Below are 20,044 nucleotides of genomic sequence, written 5' to 3' on the forward strand. Positions count from 1 at the left end.
GAGGAAAAGTTCACATAATAAATTTATTATGTGAACTTTTTTATAGTATTTATCTAGTTAATTTTTTTATTATTTTTTCATGTTTTGGATATTTATTTATTAAATATTCTCTTTCAAATAGTTCAAAATCTTCAAAGGAAAAACCTGGTGACACCATGCAACCCACTAAAGAAAAACCATCCTTATTCATAGCTGAACCAAAAATATAATTTTTAGGAACTAAAATTTGAGGAAATTCTCCCTTTTCAATATTTAATCCTAATTTTCTTTCTATTAACTCTCCCTTAGGACTTATCATATATATAGTAAGGGCTTCTCCACAATGAAAATACCACATTTCGTCAGATTTTAATCTGTGAAAATTTGAAACTTCACCAGTTTTTAATAGAAAATAAATGCTTGTATAAAGAGAGCGACCTTCATTTATTAATAAATCTTTAGAAACATAGGATTCTTTAAAATATCCACCTTCAGGATGAGGAAGCATATTTAATGAATTTATAAAATAATCAGCAGAATATTCAATCAAGTTAAAACCTTCTTTCAGTTAAATTTATTGTTAAACATGTTTAATAATAAATCATAAATGATATAATTACAAATATAAATTTAAAATATGTATATAATAATTTAAGAAGAAAAGGGGGAGATTTTCTTATGAATGAAGAATTAAATTTCTATACTAAAAGAGAAGAAATTGCAAATGCAATAACTCATGGAATAGGAGTAGTCCTTGCTGTATTAGGAGCTATTATGCTTATGATTTTCTCTTTTTTAAGTGGTGATATCTATAAGATGATTAGCTTTACTATTTTTGGGATAACTCTTTTTTTACTTTATTTAGGCTCGACACTTTATCATAGTGTTCCAAATAAAAAGCTTAAAAGATTTTTAAGAATAATAGACCATTCCTCTATATATCTTTTAATTGCAGGAACATATACTCCATATGTGTTAGTTTGTTTAAGAAATAATAAAAAAGCTATGTTTATACTTTTAGCTATATGGGTTATAGCAATCTTAGGTATAGTTTTTAAATTTTTCTTTATAAATAAATTTGAAAAATTATCAACACTATTATATATATTTATGGGGTGGGCTGTTCTTTTTGTCGTAAAAGATGTTTGGCAAAGTGTTCCTCATACTGCAGTTATTTGGCTTCTTATAGGAGGACTTTTTTATACCTTAGGATGTATATTTTTTGTTTCAGATAAAATGCCTTATAATCATGCAGTTTGGCATATTTTTGTTTTAGGTGGAAGTGTAAGCCACTTTATTTCAATATTATTTTACTTATAAAAAAACTATAGAATCTAAAAATAGATTCTATAGTTTTTTATTATTGATTATTATTTGTAGAAATTTCTCCAGCCTCCTCTGATGAGTTAGAATTTGAAGAATTTTCTTGAGAATTTTCACTTCCTGATTGGGAAGGCTTGTCTAAAGATTCGCTATCATTAGTTTCATTATTTTTATTTTCATCATTATTAGAAGGAGTTTTTTCAGGCTCACTGTCAAAGTTATTATAATTCTCTTCAACAGTATTAAAATTTTCATTATTATCGTAAGTTTGATTGTTATCATAACTTTCAGGTGAATATTCCTTTGAGTTATTACTATTATTACTATTTGGAGAGTATTCATAGTCAGGATGACTTGTGTCATCTTTTATATTATAATCATTAAAATATTCCTCAGTTATATTTTGAAAATTACTAGTATCTGGCTCATAATTTGCATTATCATTAAATATGAATTCTTGTAAAGCCTTAGCTGTTTCTACCTTATCAATAACAAAAACCCAGCCCTTATCATCAATAATTCCTCCCTTTGAAATACTATCTAAAGGAATTCTAAATTGATTTATCTCAAAATTGCAATCTTTTCCTACTTTTAAGGCAGTAAATCCATAATTTATAGCATTTCCTAAGGATATATTTGTTTTTATATAAGGAAATAGTTCATTAAGTAAGGATACTAATTTTACAGGAGACATATCCTTTACCTTTTCTAAAGCTAATTGAAGAAGTGCTCTTTGCCTTTCAGTTCTTTCATATTCACCATTTCCTACTTTTCTAATTCTAGCATAGGATAAGGCTTGATAACCATTTAGATTATAAGTACCAGGAGCAGGAAGTAAGTCTTCTTCTGAGCCACCACCGTCTAATATATATTTGTTAAGTTCATCAAGTTCATAGTCTTTTATAGTAGTTTCAATTCCACCTATAGCATCTACAACTTTAACAAAGGCATTAAAATCTACAATTACATAATTGTCTAGTTTTACACCAAAATTGTTTTGAATAGTTTCTATAGTTTTAGTTGGTCCGCCATATGCAAAGGCATGATTTAATTTTTCTTCTCCATACCCATCTATTTCAACTAACATATCTCTCATTAGAGAAGTTACCTTTAGTTTTTTATTAACATTATCTATAGTTAATATCATAATAGAATCTGACCTAGAGGTATCTTCACCAGGTCTTGCATCACTACTTAATAAAAGTATATTTGTTACTCCCTGAACTTCTTTAAAATTTATATTTTCATCTACAACATTAACTTTAGTTTCTTCAGTATTTCCTTCATAGGAATGAGCATAAAATCTGTAGATAAAAAATCCTATTATAGAAAATAAAACTATAAAAATTAAAAGTACAGAAAATATAGTAATTTTTTTCTTTTTACTCAGTTTAGAAGATTTTTTTTCATCCATAGGTACTCCTTTTTTAAATTTAAACGTTTTAATAAGTAATAGAAACTTAATTACTTAATGATATCATAATATTTACCTTTATACATTATATTTAAATGATTATTAACAATTAGTTAAATAAATAACAGGAATAAAAATTAAATTAATTAATATTATTATATTTTTAAATTAAATAATAATATTAAAAAAAGGAGAATATAAAATTCTCCTTTTTTTAAGACTCATTATTTTTTTGTTTTTTACTTTCTAGCCTATATTCAATAAATTTCTCTGTATATATTTTTATTAGAGCAATTATAGGAACACTTAAGAACATTCCTAAAACTCCAAAGATTCCACCACCTACAGTAACTGCCAATATTATGAAAAGTGGAGAAACACCTACCTTGTCTCCTAAAATCTTTGGTCCTAAGTACCAGCCATCGAATTGTTGAAGTACAAAGATGAATAAAAGAACCCAAATTGCCATAGATGGTTCTACAATAAGTGTTAATATAAAAGCAGGAACCATACCTATGAAAGGTCCGAAGTATGGAATCATATTTGTTAATCCTACAATAAATGAAATAAGCACTGAGTATGGAGTACCCATTAACAGTAAGCCTATGTAACAAAGAACACCAATTATAAGAGAATCTATAATCTTACCTATTATAAATCTACTAAAAATATTGTGAGCTTCTCCCATAAAACTTATGAAAAGTTCAGAAGATTTAGTAGATGGCATAACTGCAATAATAATCTTTTTACAACCCTTAATAAGTTTTTCTTTATCCATTAACATGTATATTGAAATAATAAATCCAAATACAAATTTAACAACAGATGAAGTTATTTTAATAGTTTGAGTTAAAAGACTGCCTACTACATTAGATAGTAAAGTTGAAGTTTTTGAAATAAATTCTGTAGCAGAAGTATTTATGTGATTTAAATCTAAAGGAATATTTAGACTATCTAAAGTGCTATCTATCCATTTTTCAGCAGAAGATGCATATTGACTTAAATTACTAAATAGTTCTGATAAACTATCAAATATTGTAGGAACAATAATTGCAATTAATATGTAGACACATATTATAACTAAAATGTAACTTATCATTAATGAAAAAGCTCTCTTTAGTTTAAATTTTCTCTCAATAAGCATCATGAGAGGATTTATCAAATAAGCTATTCCAAAGGCCCAAAAAAAGGGCGTTAAAACTGATAAAAATGGTCTAATTCCGTCGCTGAAAATACTTTTAACATTAAAAATCAACATTATACCAAGTGTGGATATTAATATTAAAGGTAGCCAGTTAAAGTGAAAATTACGTTTTTTAAACAATTATGTCTTCCCCCTAAGTGTATAAATTTTATAAAGATTTTTGCTAATAATATAAATAGGATTATTAGTCTTCTATAAGAGCATGAATTATTTTGTTATATATATCGGAAGAATTGTTTTCCCACTTGTTACAAATAGCTTTTGCCTCAGTTTTTGAAGGAACGCTTACACTTAAATCAATTAAAATAGTATTATTTTCTATTGCTTTAAGCTTTACTATAAAGGAACTATCTTCTCCTACAGTATAATCTGCAGATATACTTAGTTCTTTTTTTATTTTTTCTTCATGTTTACGTACATATTCATCTATAAGTTTTAACTTGTTTGGGGATATTCTATCTTTAAAAAAGGATAAAACTTTATCACCTTTATCTGTTAAAACTATAATTTCTTTATTGTCATCTTGGGTTTTATATTCTAAAAAATCAGAAGAAATTAACTCAGATACGTACTGCTGTAACATAAAATAATTTATAAAGCTATTTTCTAATACTATATCTGTAAGTTGAGTGTTAGATATAGGATATTTTATAGACTTTATTATATATAAGAGAAGTAATTTATTCTCGGCTAATTCTAGTGTGCTATCATACATTTATGTTTTCCTCCATAACTGTTTTGAAATAATAATCCTATTATACCATATATGTTTTATGATAATAAAGTTATTTGATTAATATTAAATATTAAGGAGTGAATACTTTGATAAATAACAATAATTTTTTTATAAATAAAAAATCCTTACTAAGCTTTACATTAATATTTATTATTTTTACATTTTTTATTAATACAACAATCCTTGCAAAGGGAAAAAAGCCAATCCATTGTGTTCATAGAGAGGATAAAAAAATTTCAATTACCTTTGATGTAAATTGGGCTGAAGAAGATTATTTGTATGAAATTTTAGATTTACTAGATGAACATGATATAAAAGCTACATTTTTTATAATGGGAAAATGGGTTGTGTATCCTGAAGGAAATAAAGAAAAATTAATAGAAATCTATAAAAGAGGACATGAAATAGGAAACCATAGTTATGTGCATCCTGATTTTAAAAAAATAAGTAAAGAAAGAATGGAAGAAGAAATTAAAAAAACAGAAAGAATAATAGAAAGTGAAATTAATGTAAAAACAGATTTATTTAGGTTTCCTAGTGGTTCCTATAATGAGGAAGCTTTAAATTTTATAGAAGGTTTAAATTATAAAGTTATTCAATGGGATGTAGATAGTATAGATTGGATGGGAAAAAATAAGGAAGAGGAATATAAAAGAGTTCTTAATAATACAAAGGAAGGTTCTATAATTTTATATCATAATAATGGAAGATATACTGTAGAAAATTTAAGAAGAATAATTCCTAAATTAAAAGAAAAAGGCTTTAACTTTGTTAAAATAAGCGACATAATATATAGAAATAGTTACGAAATAGATGACAATGGAAAACAATTGTTAAATAAAAGGAAACAAATTAAAGGTTGAAATCGTTGAACAAAATGTATTATAATGGAAATAGTTATTAGATATACAGATAAATACAAAAAACATATTAAACTTATATGATTAAACACTAATGGGGAGAGGGGTTTAGGTTAAAATGGATAATTTAATGTTAAACAACAAAATTTATTTAGAAGGAGCAGTGGCTTCAGAATTAGAGTTCAGTCACGAAATGTATGGAGAAGGTTTCTATACTTTTAATTTAGAAGTTATGAGATTAAGTGATTCAAAAGACTTATTAAATATCACTGTCTCAGAGAGACTAATAACTACTATGGACTTAAAAATTGGAACTGAAATCATCGTTGAAGGGCAATTAAGAAGTTATAATAAATTTATAGATGGAAACAATAAGCTTATCTTAACTGTATTTGCAAGAAATATAGAATACTGTGAAGAAAGAAGCAAGAATCCTAATGAAATCTTCTTAGACGGATTTATTTGTAAGGAACCAGTTTATAGAACAACTCCTTTTGGAAGAGAAATTGCTGATTTATTATTAGCTGTAAACAGATCTTACAATAAGTCAGACTATATACCAACAATTGCTTGGGGAAGAAATTCAAGATTTTGTAAGAGTTTAAAAGTTGGAGACAATATAAGAATTTGGGGAAGACTTCAAAGTAGAGAATATCAAAAGAAGATATCTGAAACAGAAGTTATTAAAAAGATAGCATACGAAGTATCCATTTCTAAAATGGAAAAGGTTTCTTCTGAAGCTGAGGAAAAAGAATCAGGTGAAGAAATATCTTAATATAAAAAGCCATGAATTTATTCATGGCTTTTTTATTATTTTCTTAAATCATCTAAAATTTCTGTTTTATCTTTAGTCTTTTCATCTACAGATTTGATTATTTTAGCAGGAGTTCCAGCTACTACTACACCAGCTGGTACATCTTCAACTACAACAGAACCTGCTGCTACAACAGAACCTTTACCAATTTTAACACCTTCAAGTATAACAGCATTAGCTCCTATTAAAACGTCATCTTCTATTATACATGGAGTTTTGCTAGGTGGTTCTAAAACACCAGCTACAACAGCACCAGCACCTAAGTGAACTCTTTTTCCAAGTTTTCCTCTAGCACCGATTACAGCGTTCATATCTACCATTGTACCTTCGCCTATTTCAGCACCTATGTTTATTACTGCTCCCATCATTATAACAGCATTGTCTCCTATAGACACTCTGTCTCTTATGATAGCACCAGGTTCTATTCTAGCATTTATGTTTAAAAGATCTAACATTGGAATAGCTGAGTTTCTTCTATCATTTTCAAGTCTAAAGCTTACTATTTTATCTTTATTTTCTACTAAGAAAGCAGAAACCTCATCACTTTCTCCAAATAATACATAGAAATCATTATTTCCATAACATTCTATTGAACCTAATTCTACACCTTCTAAGTTACCTTTTAGATAAACTTTAACAGGAGTTGATTTTTTTACTTCCTTTATGAATCTTGCGATTTCATATGGATCTGTAAAGTTATAACTCATATTAAATTACATCCTTTCTATTTTTTTAATGCATTTTGTTTATATATTTATTAAAATATAACATACAATATAAATTATTATAAACAAAAATGATTATCAATAAAAGAGAAAATCGTAAAATTTATATTATTTAATAAATATAGTGTTTAAAAAAACAAAATATATTATAAAATATAAAAAAAGGAGTGATTGTTTTATGGCAAAACTTAAAGAAGGATATGTTCAAGTATATACTGGAAATGGAAAAGGAAAAACTACAGCAGCTATGGGTTTAGCTTTTAGAGCTGCTGGAGATGGTATGGAAGTTAGAGTGGTTCAATTCCTTAAATCTTGGAAAACAGGAGAATTAGAATCAGCTAAAAGATTTGATAATTTACAAATCTTAAGATTTGAAGAACTTAAAGGATTTACTTGGGAGCTAAATGAAGAAGAGTTAGCTAAGCTAAAAGAAGAAGTTAGAGTAGGCTTTGATTTTGTGAAAAAATTAGTTAAAAATAGAGAATGCGATATATTAATTTTAGATGAGGTTATGGCGGCTATATCAGGAGGATTCATAGGAGAAGAGGAGATTTTAGAACTTATAGAAAATAAACCTAAGGATATGGAATTAATACTTACAGGTAGAAATGTGCCTGAAAAAATAATGGATAGAGCTGATTTAATAACTGAAATGAGGGAAATAAAACATTATTATAAAAAAGGTGTTCCTGCTAGAGAGGGGATAGAATTTTAATGAATAAAAATGTAATGGGGGTAGAAATATCAGGTATTAGAAAATTTTATAATGAGGTTATAAAATATCCTAATGCCATATCTTTAACTTTAGGACAGCCAGATTTTAAGGTGCCAAAAAAGGTTAAAGAGGCAATGGTTAAAGCTATATATGAAGATAAAACAACTTATACTGCTAATGCTGGAATAGTAGAATTAAGGGAAGAAATAAGTAGCTTTTTGAAAAATAGCTTTAATATTAATTTTAATAAGGAAGAAATAATTATAACTGTAGGTGGAAGTGAAGGATTATATGCTGCTATGACAGCTATTCTAAATCCAAAAGATAAGGTTTTAATTCCATCTATTGCCTATCCAGCTTATGAAAGTATAAGTAAAATATTAGGTTGTGAAGTTTTAAATTATGATTTAAACAAGGATTTTTCAGTTAATATAGAAAGCTTAAAGGAAGGAATAAAAAAAGGAGGTAAACTTTTAGTTTTATCTTATCCATGTAATCCAACGGGAGCTTTACTTACTAAAGAAAGTAAGGAAGAATTAATAAAGATAATAAAAGAAAATGATGTTTTAGTTTTAACTGATGAAATTTATTCTTCCTTATGTTTTGAAGAAAAATATTATTCTATAGCACAGTGTGATGAAATAAAAGAAAAAATAGTATATGTAAGTGGATTTTCTAAGATGTTTTCAATGACAGGACTTAGAATAGGGTATATTGCTTGTTGTAAGGATATGTATAATGAAATTATAAAGGTCCATCAGTATAATTCATCCTGTGCAACATCAATCTCTCAATGGGGAGCTTTAGAAGGATTAAAATCTTCTATGGAAGATGTTTATAAGATGAAAGAGTCCTTTAAGGAAAGAATGAATTTTACTTATGAAAGATTAGTAAATATGGGATTAGAAGTTGAAAAGCCAAGAGGTGCCTTTTATATTTATCCTAATATAAGTAAATTTGGGCTAAAATCAGAGGAATTTTGTCATAGATTACTTAAAGAAGAAGGTGTAGCCTGTGTGCCAGGAGATGCCTTTGGAAAGGGTGGAGAAGGATATATTAGAATTTCTTACTGCTATAGCAAGGAAGAACTTGAAAAAGCTTTAGATAAATTAGAAAGTTTTATAAAAAAGTTAAAAAAATAAATTTTTAAAGTAAATAAAAAACTTATAAATATACTTTAAGAAAAAATTTTTCTTAATAATATTTATAAGTTTTTATTTAAGTATTTAAATTTTTATGAATAGCTTAAGTCTTTTATATCAAGCTTTAAATATAAAAGATATTTTTAAGAGTTTTTATTAGAATTTTAACTCTAAAACATCATCCATAGAGTATTTTCCAGGTTCGGTTTTATCAGCCATGTATTCACAAGCTTTTAAAGCTCCTATAGCAAAAACATCTCTTGAAATAGCTTTGTGATTTATTTCTATAACTTCACCATCACCTGCAAAAATAACTTCATGGTCTCCTATTATTCCGCCACCTCTAACTGTGTTTACGCATATTTCATTTTTTTCTCTTTTTGCAATTCCTTCTCTTCCATAGATTAGGTTTGTTTTTTCATCAAGAGAATCTTGAATGCTATGGGCTAATAAAAGAGCAGTTCCACTAGGTGCATCAACCTTTTGATTATGATGTCTTTCAACAAGTTCTATGTCGAAGTTTTCATAAAGAATTGGTGCAACTTTTTTTAATAAATTATTTATTAAATTAATTCCTATGCTCATATTAGCAGATCTAAATATAGGAATTTCCTTTGAGGATTCTTCTATATATTCTAAATCCTCAGGAGTATAACCTGTAGAACATAATATAAGAGGTTTTTTAGTTTTTTTAGAAAATTCTATTAGATTTTTTAAAGCACTAGCTCTTGAGAAATCTAATAATACATCATAATCTACATTACAATCTTGTAAGCTTGAGAATATTGGATAAGACCTTTGAGCCTTATTATTATCTATACCTGCAACTATTTCTATGTTTGGGAATTTTGTTTCTGCTAAACTTGAGATTACACTACCCATTTTTCCAGAACAACCATTTAATATAACTTTAACCATAAATTATACCTCCAAAGTATTATTTTTAAATAAGCATAATCTTAAAAAGATTATGCTTATTATATAATAAATTATTTTATTAAACCATTATCTTTTAAGCTTTCTTCTAATATTTTTAAATTAGAATCATCCATATCACATAATGGTAATCTTAATGGTCCACAGTTAAAATCCATTAAGTTCATAGCAGTTTTAACTGGTATTGGATTTGTTTCTATAAATAAAGCATTTACTAGTGAAAGATATTTAAGTTGAAGATTACGAGATTCTATAACCTCACCTAAGAAGTATTTTTCACATATATTATGAGTTTCTTCTGGTAAAACATTTGCTAAAACTGAAACTACACCAGCACCACCTAAAGATAGTATAGGAACTATTTGATCATCATTACCTGAATATATAGCAATTCTATCACCACATAGTTCTGCCATTTTAGCAACTTGTGAAAGGTCTCCACTAGCTTCTTTTATAGCAGTAACATTTTCAAGATTTGCAAGAGTATCAAGCATTAAAGGAGTTATATTCATTCCTGTTCTTGAAGGAACATTATAAAGCATAATAGGTATATTTATTGAATCATTTATAGCTTTAAAATGAGCATATAATCCTTTTTGAGAAGTTTTATTATAGTATGGAGTTATTATTAAAACCATATCTGCTCCAACTTCTTCTGCATATTTACTTAATTCTATTGATGCTTTAGTATTGTTTGTTCCAGTTCCAGCTATTAAAGGAACTCTTTTATTTATAACTTTAGCAGAGAATTTTATAACTTCCTTTTTCTCTTCTAAGGTCATAGTAGAACCTTCACCAGTAGTTCCGCAAACTAAGATAGCATCTGTATGATTTTTTATATGCCATTCTAATAATCTTTCTAATTCTTCATAATTAACTCCATCTTCAGTAAAAGGTGTTATTAAAGCAACACAAGAACCTTTAAACATAGGTATTACCTCCTTAAAATAAATTATTTTTTATCTATAAGTATTTCAGCAATTTGAATTGCATTAAGAGCTGCCCCTTTTCTTATATTATCAGCCACAACCCATAGGTTAAGGCCATTGTCTAAGCTAAAATCTCTTCTTATTCTTCCAATAAAGACTTCATCTTCACCACTAAGTTCAAGAGGAGTTGGATATTTTGTGTTTTTTAAGTCATCATAAACTACAATTCCCTTTGAATTTTCAAATAAGTTAAATACATCTTTAATTTCAAATTCTGATTTAAGCTCAACATTTATACTTTCACTATGGCCATTTAAAACTGGAACTCTAACAGTAGTTGCAGTTATTCTTAAGGTATCGTCATGAAGTATTTTTTTTGTTTCTTCAATCATTTTAATTTCTTCTTTTGAATAGCCATTATCTAAAAATACATCTATATGAGGAATTACATTTCCTAATATAGGATATGGGAATTTTTTTGTAGTTCCTTCTTCAAGGTCTAAAATACCTTGTATTCCAGCCCCTGATACTGCTTGGTAAGTTGAATAAACTATTCTTTTTATACCATACTTATCATATAGTGGTTTTAAAGCTACCATAGCTTGAATTGTAGAACAATTTGGATTAGCTATTATTCCTTTATGCCATTTTACATCTTCAGGATTAACTTCAGGAACTACTAAAGGTACTTCCTTATTCATTCTCCAAGCACTACTATTATCTATTACAATAGCTCCATGTTTTGAAAAAATAGGAGCAAATTCTAAACTTACATTTCCACCAGCTGAGAAAAGTGCAAAATCTATTTTTTTATTTTTTATATTATCTTCACATAGTTCTTCAACTATGAAATCTTGCCCCTTAAATTTTAAAACTTTTCCCTCTGATCTTTTAGATGCAAATAAATATAATTCTTTAACGGGGAAATTTCTTTCTTCAAGTATTTCAAGGAATTTTCTTCCGACATTTCCAGTGGCCCCAACTATTGCTACATTATACACAATATCCCTCCTAAATATAATCTTAATATATTCTATTTCTATATATTAAATATAGTTCAATGATAAACACTTTATCAAGTATATTTTATGATTAATTTGAAGGATTTAATTAAGTTAACTTTCATATTTAAAGAAATAATGAATATTTAAGCTTATAGGGGGAATAATAAATTTAAAAATAAATTTAAGACAGGAGAAAATAATATGAGTAAAACACCACTTAAAAAAATAATAAAAGGAAAGCTTAAATCTAATAAGGAGTTAACACCAGCAGAGAAATTAAGAGAAAAGATGAAATATGAAATTGCAGGAGAGTTAGGTTTAAGTGATAAAGTTGATAAATTTGGTTGGGGAGGATTGACTGCTGAGGAGACTGGAAGAATTGGAGGTCTTATGACAAAAAAGAAAAAGCAACTTAAATTACCAAGTAATGATGAAATATTAGGAAGAAAAAAACCTCACATTGACGAAAAATAAAAAAAGTATATAATTTTTAGGTAGAATAATATATGGGGGATTTAATTTATTATGAAGAGTTATAAAATGATGGCAAAGGTTTATGATGAGCTAATATATGAAGATGTAAATTATGAAAATATAGCAAAGTATGCCTTAGCAAAATGTGATAAATATAATATTAATAAAGAAATGTACTTAGACTTAGCTTGTGGAACAGGAAATGTTGGTGTTTATTTAGGAAAATCCTTCAAAGAAAATTATTTTGTAGACCTTTCTCAAGAAATGCTTATAGAGGCTGATAAAAAACTTAGAGAGCATAGGGTTAGAGGTAAGATAGTTTGTCAAGATATGTGTGATTTAGAACTAAATAGAAAGTTTGATTTAATAACCTGTGTTTTAGATTCAACTAATTATATTTTAGATGATGAAAGTGTAGAAAATTATTTAAGAGGGGTATATAATCATTTAAAAGAGAATGGTTTATTTATATTTGATATTAATTCATACTACAAAATTGCAGAAGTATTAGGAAATAATGTTTATACATACGATAGCGAAGAATTATTTTATGCTTGGGAAAATATTTTTGAAGATGACATAGTAGAGATGAATTTAAATTTCTTTGTGAAAGATGGAGAGGTATATGAAAGATTTACAGAAGTTCATGAAGAAAGAGCTTATAAAGAGAAAGAAATAGAAAATATTCTTAAAGGTATAGGCTTTAAAATAGAAGAAAAGCATAAGGGGTATACAGAAGAAGATGTTACACCAGATACTGAAAGAATAGTTTATATAGTAAAAAAATAACGGAGGGATTAATTATGAGTGATAAATTAATAAGAGCTATTGCTAAAGAAGGAATGATAAGAATTTTTGCAGCAGAAACTACAGAATTAGTTAATGAAGCTTCAAAAATACATGATTGCACACCTACAGCAGCGGCTGCTTTAGGAAGAATGTTAACAGCAGGTACTATGATGGGGGCAATGCTAAAGTCAGACAAAGAAGTTGTAACTTTACAAATAAATGGTGGAGGAATGGCTAAAGGTGTTACTGTAACTGCATATCCAGACTGTAGTGTTAAAGGTTATATAGGAAATCCACATGTTGATTTACCTCTAAATAAAGAAAATGGTAAACTAAATGTTGGAGAAGCTATTGGTAAAAATGGTGGATTAACAGTAATTAAAGATTTAGGATTAAAAGACCCATATGTAGGACAAGTTCCTATATATAGTGGAGAAATTGCTGAAGATTTAGCATATTACTTTACAGCTTCAGAACAAATACCTTCAGCAGTTGCTTTAGGAGTTTTAGTTGATAGAGACCATTCAATAAAAAAAGCTGGTGGGTTTATAATTCAATTATTACCAGGAGCTGATGAACTTTTAGGAGATTTATTAACATATAGATTAGATGAGATTCCTTCTTTAACAACAATGTTATCAGAAGGGAAAACAATAGAAGAAGTAATAGAGTTTATTTTTGATGGTATGGATTTAAAAATATTACAAGAGGAAACTCCAAAGTATAAATGCGACTGTTCAAGAGAAAAAGTTGAAAAAGCTTTACTTAGTATAGGTTATAAAGATTTAAAAGAATTATATGATGAAGGAAAAGAAGAAGAGTTAAAGTGTCATTTCTGTAATAAATCATATAAATTTACAAAAGAGGATATTGGTAAGTTATTAGAAGAAAAAGAAAAATCTATTGCAAAAGAAGTTTCAGAAGAAATGGAAAAAGCAGAGGAAAAAGAAGAAAAAAATAAAAAATAAAAAAATAAGTTGACAAATTAATTAGAACTTAATATAATAATAAATGTCTTGAGGAAATCAAGACATTAGGCTCGATAGCTCAGTCGGTAGAGCAGAGGACTGAAAATCCTCGTGTCGCTGGTTCGATTCCTGCTCGAGCCACCATTATTGCGGGAGTGACTCAATGGTAGAGTGTCACCTTGCCAAGGTGAAAGTTGCGAGTTCGAGTCTCGTCTTCCGCTCCAAATGCGGGTGTAGTTCAATGGTAGAACACCAGCCTTCCAAGCTGGATACCCGGGTTCGATTCCCGGTACCCGCTCCATATTTATGGCGCTATAGCCAAGTGGTAAGGCAGAGGTCTGCAAAACCTTTATTCCCCGGTTCAAATCCGGGTGGCGCCTCCATAAAAAAACATCTATAAGTTTTCTTATAGATGTTTTTTTATATAAAGATATAAAATTTTTATTATGGTTATAAAATAAAATTTAAATTAAAGATTTTATAAACTTTTCTCCAAAGTTAAGAAAGTTCAGTTCTTTAAAGACATTCTTTAAGGTTATTTCATAAAGTTCTTCTGTAGCAACAGAGGAGTTCTTTATAAATAATTTAATTACTTTTAAATTTTTATATTGAAACCAAGTCAAAACAGCAATTACATCTTTATTTATAGGTTTTTTTGAGATTTTTAAAGTATCTTCTTCTTTATAAACTATTAAATCTTTATGAGATACTGAAAAAAATTCATTAGAAGGACAAGTGTATTGAATTAATTTCACATTATCAATAGCTATTAAAAGATCTAATTTTTCCTTACAACCTGAGTCGTTAGTAATTTCTTTTTGAATTTTCACAACCTTTTCCATAATAAAATTCCCCCTACAGATATATTTATAAATTAATAGTAAAGGTTTACAAATGTTGCAATGAAGTATCAATAAAATAGTGATAAAAGCATATAATATATTAAATTTATAACTTACAATATAATATGTTTTATATAACAAGAAAATTACATTAATATTTAATGAAATTTAAATTATAAAAAAGCTTTACGTATTAATTTTATGTAAGTATTAAAAAATAAGGTAAAATATGTATTAATAATTAAGAAAGTAGATATAATATATAAATAAGTTAAGAGGAGGTAAAATATGTATTTTGCTGTTTTAATTCTTTTACTATTTATAGTTTTTTACTTAAACAAACTTTGCAATAAGGAAGTTAAAGAAAAGAAAGTTCTTAAAAATACAGGATGGAAAGTTACTCCTTATTTAAATATAAAAATAAGTTCCTTTGAAAGTAGAAGAGAATTAGAGAAAACAAGATTAAAAGAGCTTATAAAAAATAATTTGTATATTTATAGCGATGATATAGTTATATTAGAAAATGATTTAGGAAATTTTTATATAAAGTATAAGGAGGAAATACTATACTTTGATTTTTTTCTAGGAGAAAAAAGAGACAAAAGAGAGGATTTTATTTTAAATGATTACTTTTTTAGTGGAGAGCTTTATAAAAAAATTAAGGCTATACTAAAGAAATACTTATATTCTTTTAAGGAAGAAGATATTTCTGAAAATGAAAAAGGTTTTATTATAAATTTTCCAAGTGGTGATGTTTCTTTTAATATAAGAAAAGAAGAAAAAATAATCATAAATAAAGAAAAGGATTTAAATTAAATTTGTGAATTATTTTATAAAATATTTAATAAATAAATTTTAAGATAAATGTGAAGGGTAACTTTATATTTATCTTTTTTATGTGTAAAATTAATAATAAAAGAATTTAAATATAGATTATAAGATGAAGGGAGAATTTGTATGAAGATAAAAGATGTAAAAAAACTAACAAATTGCAAATTTTTAAACTTATACAAATTAGATTTAGAGAATAAATGCGGAAAATCTAAGGAATATTTTATAGCTAGTAGAAGAGATAAAAATGATTTAAGTTGTATTTTAAAAAATCATGATAAGGCAGATGGAGTTATGATAATTCCTATAACTGAAAATGATGAGTTTGTTTTAGTAAAACAGTTTAGACCAGCTATAAATGATTACATATATGAGTTCCCAGCAGGACTTATAGATAATGGAGAAGATGCAATAAAGGCAGCTACAAGAGAACTTTTTGAAGAAACAGGTCTTTTAGCTAGTGAAAGCGAGTGTTTAATTAAACCTAGTTATACTTCAGTTGGAATGTCAGATGAATCTATAGCTGTTGTTAAGATGAAGGTTTATGGAGATATTTCTACAGAAAATTTAGAAGAAGATGAAGAAATAGAAGTTATTAAAGTTCCTATAAAAGAAGGAAAGGAATTTGTTAAAAATAATAATGTATCAATAAAAACTGCATTAGTTTTAAATTTCATGTAGTTATTTAGGAGATTTTAATTAATTAAAATCTCCTAAATTTATATTAAATAATGTTTTTTGATAGATTATTAATAATTTCTTTGTTTATATCTCCTTTATGAAGTTTTAAAGCCTTTAAAGCAGCTCCTTTAATTGGAGGTAAAATAGGTTCTATTAAATTAAAGGCTGTATAATTATCTTTAAGATATTTTTCTAAAGGATTTAATATAAGTTCCTTTGCATTAAAGACACTGCCTGAGTAAGAAATATTTAAAACACCTGTAAATTCTAATTGATTTGTTATTCCATTTACCATTAAGAGACATTCTTTAGCAGCTTGTTTATAAATATCTATTGCGAATTTATCGCCATGAAGAGCAGCTTTATAAACTAACATTGCAAGACTTGCTACCTTAGTTCTATCTTGTTTATATTCATCCTTTACTAAGAATATTAAATCAAAATCTTTTTTTAAATTTAATTCCCTTTTAAAAATATCATAAAGGATTGTTCTTTCTAGCCTATGGTCTGATTGTTTTCCAAAGATTTCTATACCTTTTTTTGCAATCCAATAAGCAGAGCCTTCATCACCACAGATGTAACCCCAGCCACTAGTTCTTACAGATTTTAAATCAGTTGTTATTCCAGAGGCAATAGCACCTGTACCTAAGATTATACATATTCCAGGTTCACAGGCTAAAGAGCCTGCTAAGGCAACTTCTACATCATTACCACAAGAAAATTTATCTTTTCCTAAGATTTCAGAGATTATTTCATTCATTTTTAATTTTTCATCTTCATTTTCACCATAAGCTGGTAATCCTAAGAAAGAATAACTAATATCATCTTTGCCTATATTAACATCATTACAGACTTTTAAAATCCCTTCTTCTATTCCTTTTTTAAAAGATTCAAAGCCTACTTGATGTATGTGACAAGTTCCGCTTGTATAAGTAGATAAAATTTCTCCTAAATCATTTATAAGCATAAAGGATGTTTTTGTACCACCGGCATCAATACCTAAATAAAACATAAATTTCCCCCTTTTTAAAGCATAGTTGTAATTACCACTTTATTTTAATTTTACTATACTAATAATTATATAATCAATTAAAATAGATTATTAAAAATTAAAGTAAAGAATAATACATTAAAAATTAAATTTATCCACTTATATGAAAATGCCTATAGATAGTTTAATTTTTAGAGAATATTTATATGCTAAGTTATCAACTTTTATTACTAAGAAGAGTAAAATATATTATTAAAGAACTAATATACTTCCTCTATCTATTAACTTGCTAGATGATAGATAAATTGGTTCCACATCATATTTTTTTAGAAAATTTTCAATATCTTTTCCATAAAAATGCTTATTTAAATTTCCAAAGAAAGCCATTTGGTTTTTGGAAATTAATCCACAGGTTCCTCCAATGAAACCATAGTCTAATTTAGGTAAAATTATATCTCCACTAGGTATTAAAAGTACATCAAATCCCTTAGAGCTTAATACCTTATAAATTCCTTTATCAGAGGTTATTAAGGCTTTTTCAGATACTATAGCTATTGAACATTTAGCATATCCTTGTTTTATATTTATTAGATTTTTTTCCTTTACATTTTCAAGAAGTATTTTATCTGTATATTTTAAATTATGTATAAAAGTATCCTTTAAATTAACTCCGTTTAAGGAAATATTTTTAGGATATTTAAATTCTAAATAATCATTACTTTTTAAAACTTTAATATTTTTAGGTATTGAATCAAAAAGTTCTTTCTTAGAATCTTTTGATAATAAAATTGTATTTTTATTTAGTATGTTTATTTGTATGTCAGGATGGCCTTCTATAGCTTCATATAATTTAGGATGTTTAGGAACTTTAATTATATTAAGGTTTAATTTTTTTAAATTATCTTCTTCAACTTTAGAAATTCTATAATCAACAAAACAAGTTTTCAAAAATATCAACTCCTAATTTAAATTTATAATTTTATTTTACTAAAGCAATAAATAAATTGTCGATTAATAGATTTATATTTTTGAATATTAGAAGGAAATTAATACATACTAAAAGTAAAGAAAGGAGTGAGAGTAGTGCTTCTAATGACATTGTGTTGTAAAGAGGAAAAAAAGATAGTAGAAGACATACAAAAAATAAAAGGTGTTCTAAAGAACAAGGGAATTATAATTGGTGTCTCAGAAAGTATTTCATATGGAACTCACTTCGTTAAAATATACTATGGGAATAGTAACTTTGATGAGAAAAAAAGAGATACCATAATATTATATATAAGTAATATTATTTATAATGTTATAATAAATAGCTATAGAGAAAGAGAATTACTTCATTATATGAATGAAAATTATTTCTTTTTAAAGCATGAAGAAATTTTAGAGGTTGATTTAAAAATAAAAGAAATTTTAAAAGGTGAACAAAAAATTTCTTCAGATAAGGATTTTTATTGTTTAAATAAAGTTAATTTTATAATAGAAAATATAAAAGAGTTTTTAATGGAAAATGATTATATAAATATAGAGGGTTTTATGACTTTTAGAATGAAACCTTTATTAAAGGTTATAGAGGATATAATAGATAAGATTGTTGAAGAATACATGATAGAGAAGGAATATAATGAATTTATAAAGCTTTTAAAATATTTTGTTGAGATACAAGATTGTAAAATAGAAGAAATAAATATAATAGTTAAAAAAGATGGAACTTATGAATTAAAAGATTCAAATGGATTAGATATCTTTAAAGAGTTTTTTAAAGATATAAAAGATATAAAAGAAGAGGGAATCATAAATATAGAAGACTTAATAATAAGTGGATTAATAACAAATGCTCCAAAAAAACTTAATATATATAATCAAGAGTTTTCACTAAATAGAGAATTTATAAAAACTATAAAAAGTGTTTTTGAAGAAAGAGTAGAGTTTTATAAAAGCTATGGAGATATTTTAAAGTAAAATAAAAATGAATAAATTTAGTTGACAATGAAAAGAAATAGTGATAAGATAACATACGTCAAGAAGAAACAGCCGTTTCTCACCTTACAGTTAAAGTACTAGTAGGGTCATGAATTTTATTACATTTGATTTTGGTAATAGAGGACGGCTTAAAACCGTCCTTTTTTATTTATATATTTGTGTTGGCTAAATTCTATCGGAGGTGAACAAGATTAGTAAAAATTTTGCAATCAATCAAGAAATAAGAGAAAAAGAGGTTAGATTAATTTCTAACACAGGAGAGCAACTAGGTGTTGTATCTGGAAGAGATGCACAAAAAATGGCAGATGAGGTTGAACTAGATTTAGTTATGATTTCACCAAATGCTAAACCACCAGTTTGCAAAATAATGGATTACGGTAAATTTATTTATGAGCAATCCAAAAAAGAAAAAGAAGCAAAAAAGAAGCAAAAGGTTATCAGTGTTAAGGAGATAAGAGTTAGCCCAACTATTGAAAAGCATGACTTAGAAATAAAAGCTAAGAATGCAAAAAAATTCTTAGAAGCTGGAGATAAAGTCAAGATAACTGTAAGATTTAGAGGAAGAGAAGCAGAACATTCTCATGTTGGAAATAAGATATTAGATAATTTCTTAGCTCAACTAGAGGAAGTATGTTCAGTAGAAAAGCCTGCTAAATTAGAAGGTAGAAACATGATAATGATTTTAGCTCCTAAAAAAGCGTAACTTG

23 protein-coding genes, 4 tRNA genes and 1 other annotated feature are annotated in these 20,044 nt (G+C 26.7%); of the genes, 16 read left to right on the forward strand and 11 right to left on the reverse strand.

Going from position 1 to position 20,044, the window contains the following annotated elements; translation table 11 throughout:
* Positions 1-49: 49 nt before the first annotated feature.
* A complete protein-coding gene (locus AC4FQV_RS01540) occupies positions 50-526 on the reverse strand; it encodes a cupin domain-containing protein (protein ID WP_491139527.1) in 477 nt (158 codons plus the stop codon).
* 131 nt (positions 527-657) lie between these two features.
* Here AC4FQV_RS01540 and trhA point away from each other — a divergent pair, with 131 nt between their 5' ends.
* The gene (gene trhA, locus AC4FQV_RS01545; RefSeq protein ID WP_491164011.1) at positions 658-1,299 is read left to right on the forward strand and encodes a PAQR family membrane homeostasis protein TrhA; all 642 of its coding nucleotides are present in this window, start codon (positions 658-660) and stop codon (positions 1,297-1,299) included.
* A 40-nt stretch (positions 1,300-1,339) separates the two neighbouring features.
* Here trhA and AC4FQV_RS01550 read toward each other — a convergent pair whose 3' ends face one another.
* The 3 genes from AC4FQV_RS01550 to AC4FQV_RS01560 form a co-directional block, all read right to left on the reverse strand.
* On the reverse strand, positions 1,340-2,716 hold the full coding sequence (locus AC4FQV_RS01550) for an LCP family protein (protein ID WP_491164013.1): 1,377 nt from the start codon (positions 2,714-2,716) through the stop codon (positions 1,340-1,342).
* A 214-nt stretch (positions 2,717-2,930) separates the two neighbouring features.
* Complete coding sequence (locus tag AC4FQV_RS01555) at positions 2,931-4,040, reverse strand: AI-2E family transporter (RefSeq protein ID WP_491139219.1); 1,110 nt, start codon at positions 4,038-4,040, stop codon at positions 2,931-2,933.
* A gap of 64 nt (positions 4,041-4,104) precedes the next feature.
* Positions 4,105-4,635, reverse strand: coding sequence for a DUF4364 family protein (locus AC4FQV_RS01560; RefSeq protein ID WP_491139218.1), 531 nt, complete (start codon positions 4,633-4,635; stop codon positions 4,105-4,107).
* A gap of 107 nt (positions 4,636-4,742) precedes the next feature.
* On the opposite strand from AC4FQV_RS01560, the gene AC4FQV_RS01565 reads away from it, so the two are divergent.
* Both AC4FQV_RS01565 and AC4FQV_RS01570 read left to right on the forward strand, forming a co-directional pair.
* The gene (locus AC4FQV_RS01565; RefSeq protein WP_491139217.1) at positions 4,743-5,519 is read left to right on the forward strand and encodes a polysaccharide deacetylase family protein; all 777 of its coding nucleotides are present in this window, start codon (positions 4,743-4,745) and stop codon (positions 5,517-5,519) included.
* Positions 5,520-5,634: 115 nt separating this feature from the next.
* Positions 5,635-6,291, forward strand: a complete 657-nt coding sequence (locus AC4FQV_RS01570) for a single-stranded DNA-binding protein (protein WP_491139216.1) — start codon at positions 5,635-5,637, stop codon at positions 6,289-6,291.
* Between the two features lie 35 nt (positions 6,292-6,326).
* Here AC4FQV_RS01570 and dapD read toward each other — a convergent pair whose 3' ends face one another.
* Positions 6,327-7,037 carry a 2,3,4,5-tetrahydropyridine-2,6-dicarboxylate N-acetyltransferase gene (dapD, locus tag AC4FQV_RS01575; RefSeq protein ID WP_491139215.1) on the reverse strand — a complete coding sequence of 237 codons (711 nt, stop codon included), beginning with the start codon at positions 7,035-7,037 and terminating at the stop codon, positions 6,327-6,329.
* 196 nt (positions 7,038-7,233) lie between these two features.
* Between dapD and AC4FQV_RS01580 the strand changes: the two genes are divergently transcribed.
* A complete protein-coding gene (locus AC4FQV_RS01580; protein WP_491139214.1) occupies positions 7,234-7,770 on the forward strand; it encodes a cob(I)yrinic acid a,c-diamide adenosyltransferase in 537 nt (178 codons plus the stop codon).
* Complete coding sequence (locus AC4FQV_RS01585) at positions 7,770-8,912, forward strand: pyridoxal phosphate-dependent aminotransferase (protein WP_491164017.1); 1,143 nt, start codon at positions 7,770-7,772, stop codon at positions 8,910-8,912. The genes AC4FQV_RS01580 and AC4FQV_RS01585 overlap by 1 nt, the downstream gene beginning before the upstream one ends.
* A gap of 156 nt (positions 8,913-9,068) precedes the next feature.
* Here AC4FQV_RS01585 and dapB read toward each other — a convergent pair whose 3' ends face one another.
* The 3 genes from dapB to AC4FQV_RS01600 all read right to left on the reverse strand — a co-directional run bounded on the left by dapB (position 9,069) and on the right by AC4FQV_RS01600 (position 11,778).
* Positions 9,069-9,830 (reverse strand): 4-hydroxy-tetrahydrodipicolinate reductase, encoded by a 762-nt coding sequence (gene dapB / locus AC4FQV_RS01590; RefSeq protein ID WP_491139212.1) that lies wholly within the window; start codon positions 9,828-9,830, stop codon positions 9,069-9,071.
* A 71-nt stretch (positions 9,831-9,901) separates the two neighbouring features.
* Positions 9,902-10,777, reverse strand: a complete 876-nt coding sequence (gene dapA / locus AC4FQV_RS01595) for a 4-hydroxy-tetrahydrodipicolinate synthase (RefSeq protein ID WP_491164020.1) — start codon at positions 10,775-10,777, stop codon at positions 9,902-9,904.
* Between the two features lie 23 nt (positions 10,778-10,800).
* Positions 10,801-11,778, reverse strand: a complete 978-nt coding sequence (locus tag AC4FQV_RS01600) for an aspartate-semialdehyde dehydrogenase (protein ID WP_491139210.1) — start codon at positions 11,776-11,778, stop codon at positions 10,801-10,803.
* Positions 11,779-11,982: 204 nt separating this feature from the next.
* Here AC4FQV_RS01600 and AC4FQV_RS01605 point away from each other — a divergent pair, with 204 nt between their 5' ends.
* The 7 genes from AC4FQV_RS01605 to AC4FQV_RS01635 all read left to right on the forward strand — a co-directional run bounded on the left by AC4FQV_RS01605 (position 11,983) and on the right by AC4FQV_RS01635 (position 14,395).
* The gene (locus tag AC4FQV_RS01605) at positions 11,983-12,255 is read left to right on the forward strand and encodes an alpha/beta-type small acid-soluble spore protein (RefSeq protein WP_491139209.1); all 273 of its coding nucleotides are present in this window, start codon (positions 11,983-11,985) and stop codon (positions 12,253-12,255) included.
* 51 nt (positions 12,256-12,306) lie between these two features.
* The gene (locus tag AC4FQV_RS01610; protein ID WP_491164023.1) at positions 12,307-13,044 is read left to right on the forward strand and encodes a class I SAM-dependent DNA methyltransferase; all 738 of its coding nucleotides are present in this window, start codon (positions 12,307-12,309) and stop codon (positions 13,042-13,044) included.
* Positions 13,045-13,058: 14 nt separating this feature from the next.
* The gene (gene hslO / locus AC4FQV_RS01615; RefSeq protein WP_491139207.1) at positions 13,059-14,012 is read left to right on the forward strand and encodes an Hsp33 family molecular chaperone HslO; all 954 of its coding nucleotides are present in this window, start codon (positions 13,059-13,061) and stop codon (positions 14,010-14,012) included.
* 68 nt (positions 14,013-14,080) lie between these two features.
* Positions 14,081-14,156 (forward strand) — tRNA-Phe (locus AC4FQV_RS01620).
* Positions 14,157-14,161: 5 nt separating this feature from the next.
* Positions 14,162-14,236 (forward strand) — tRNA-Gly (locus AC4FQV_RS01625).
* Positions 14,237-14,239: 3 nt separating this feature from the next.
* Positions 14,240-14,313, forward strand: a tRNA-Gly gene (locus AC4FQV_RS01630).
* A gap of 7 nt (positions 14,314-14,320) precedes the next feature.
* Positions 14,321-14,395: transfer RNA gene (locus tag AC4FQV_RS01635), tRNA-Cys, on the forward strand.
* Positions 14,396-14,476: 81 nt separating this feature from the next.
* Here the strand turns inward: AC4FQV_RS01635 and AC4FQV_RS01640 are convergent.
* Positions 14,477-14,854 carry a hypothetical protein gene (locus tag AC4FQV_RS01640; RefSeq protein WP_491139206.1) on the reverse strand — a complete coding sequence of 126 codons (378 nt, stop codon included), beginning with the start codon at positions 14,852-14,854 and terminating at the stop codon, positions 14,477-14,479.
* A 288-nt stretch (positions 14,855-15,142) separates the two neighbouring features.
* Here AC4FQV_RS01640 and AC4FQV_RS01645 point away from each other — a divergent pair, with 288 nt between their 5' ends.
* Positions 15,143-15,670 carry a hypothetical protein gene (locus AC4FQV_RS01645; protein ID WP_491164026.1) on the forward strand — a complete coding sequence of 176 codons (528 nt, stop codon included), beginning with the start codon at positions 15,143-15,145 and terminating at the stop codon, positions 15,668-15,670.
* Positions 15,671-15,811: 141 nt separating this feature from the next.
* Positions 15,812-16,366 carry an NUDIX hydrolase gene (locus AC4FQV_RS01650; protein WP_491139204.1) on the forward strand — a complete coding sequence of 185 codons (555 nt, stop codon included), beginning with the start codon at positions 15,812-15,814 and terminating at the stop codon, positions 16,364-16,366.
* Between the two features lie 43 nt (positions 16,367-16,409).
* Here AC4FQV_RS01650 and AC4FQV_RS01655 read toward each other — a convergent pair whose 3' ends face one another.
* Both AC4FQV_RS01655 and AC4FQV_RS01660 read right to left on the reverse strand, forming a co-directional pair.
* Positions 16,410-17,378, reverse strand: a complete 969-nt coding sequence (locus AC4FQV_RS01655) for an N-acetylglucosamine kinase (protein WP_491139203.1) — start codon at positions 17,376-17,378, stop codon at positions 16,410-16,412.
* Between the two features lie 231 nt (positions 17,379-17,609).
* Positions 17,610-18,305 carry a DUF6873 family GME fold protein gene (locus AC4FQV_RS01660; RefSeq protein WP_491164029.1) on the reverse strand — a complete coding sequence of 232 codons (696 nt, stop codon included), beginning with the start codon at positions 18,303-18,305 and terminating at the stop codon, positions 17,610-17,612.
* A 144-nt stretch (positions 18,306-18,449) separates the two neighbouring features.
* Between AC4FQV_RS01660 and ytxC the strand changes: the two genes are divergently transcribed.
* A complete protein-coding gene (gene ytxC / locus AC4FQV_RS01665; protein ID WP_491139526.1) occupies positions 18,450-19,316 on the forward strand; it encodes a putative sporulation protein YtxC in 867 nt (288 codons plus the stop codon).
* A 54-nt stretch (positions 19,317-19,370) separates the two neighbouring features.
* Positions 19,371-19,489 (forward strand) — a sequence feature (ribosomal protein L20 leader region).
* A gap of 29 nt (positions 19,490-19,518) precedes the next feature.
* Positions 19,519-20,040: a translation initiation factor IF-3 gene (gene infC / locus AC4FQV_RS01670; protein ID WP_491139201.1), complete on the forward strand. Its 522-nt coding sequence runs from the start codon at positions 19,519-19,521 to the stop codon at positions 20,038-20,040.
* Positions 20,041-20,044 lie beyond the last annotated feature (4 nt).

This window comes from Clostridium sp. TJA038 (assembly GCF_058310255.1).

Bases quoted from the DNA above. Each gene is read 5' to 3' on its own strand.
- AC4FQV_RS01550 (WP_491164013.1), bottom strand. From the start codon at position 2,716: ATGGATGAAAAAAAATCTTCTAAACTGAGTAAAAAGAAAAAAATTACT.
- hslO (WP_491139207.1), top strand. From the start codon at position 13,059: ATGAGTGATAAATTAATAAGAGCTATTGCTAAAGAAGGAATGATAAGA.
- dapD (WP_491139215.1), bottom strand. From the start codon at position 7,037: ATGAGTTATAACTTTACAGATCCATATGAAATCGCAAGATTCATAAAG.
- dapB (WP_491139212.1), bottom strand. From the start codon at position 9,830: ATGGTTAAAGTTATATTAAATGGTTGTTCTGGAAAAATGGGTAGTGTA.
- AC4FQV_RS01610 (WP_491164023.1), top strand. From the start codon at position 12,307: ATGAAGAGTTATAAAATGATGGCAAAGGTTTATGATGAGCTAATATAT.
- AC4FQV_RS01560 (WP_491139218.1), bottom strand. From the start codon at position 4,635: ATGTATGATAGCACACTAGAATTAGCCGAGAATAAATTACTTCTCTTA.
- AC4FQV_RS01645 (WP_491164026.1), top strand. From the start codon at position 15,143: ATGTATTTTGCTGTTTTAATTCTTTTACTATTTATAGTTTTTTACTTA.
- AC4FQV_RS01650 (WP_491139204.1), top strand. From the start codon at position 15,812: ATGAAGATAAAAGATGTAAAAAAACTAACAAATTGCAAATTTTTAAAC.
- ytxC (WP_491139526.1), top strand. From the start codon at position 18,450: ATGACATTGTGTTGTAAAGAGGAAAAAAAGATAGTAGAAGACATACAA.
- trhA (WP_491164011.1), top strand. From the start codon at position 658: ATGAATGAAGAATTAAATTTCTATACTAAAAGAGAAGAAATTGCAAAT.
- AC4FQV_RS01580 (WP_491139214.1), top strand. From the start codon at position 7,234: ATGGCAAAACTTAAAGAAGGATATGTTCAAGTATATACTGGAAATGGA.
- AC4FQV_RS01570 (WP_491139216.1), top strand. From the start codon at position 5,635: ATGGATAATTTAATGTTAAACAACAAAATTTATTTAGAAGGAGCAGTG.
- dapA (WP_491164020.1), bottom strand. From the start codon at position 10,777: ATGTTTAAAGGTTCTTGTGTTGCTTTAATAACACCTTTTACTGAAGAT.
- AC4FQV_RS01585 (WP_491164017.1), top strand. From the start codon at position 7,770: ATGAATAAAAATGTAATGGGGGTAGAAATATCAGGTATTAGAAAATTT.
- AC4FQV_RS01655 (WP_491139203.1), bottom strand. From the start codon at position 17,378: ATGTTTTATTTAGGTATTGATGCCGGTGGTACAAAAACATCCTTTATG.
- AC4FQV_RS01605 (WP_491139209.1), top strand. From the start codon at position 11,983: ATGAGTAAAACACCACTTAAAAAAATAATAAAAGGAAAGCTTAAATCT.
- AC4FQV_RS01640 (WP_491139206.1), bottom strand. From the start codon at position 14,854: ATGGAAAAGGTTGTGAAAATTCAAAAAGAAATTACTAACGACTCAGGT.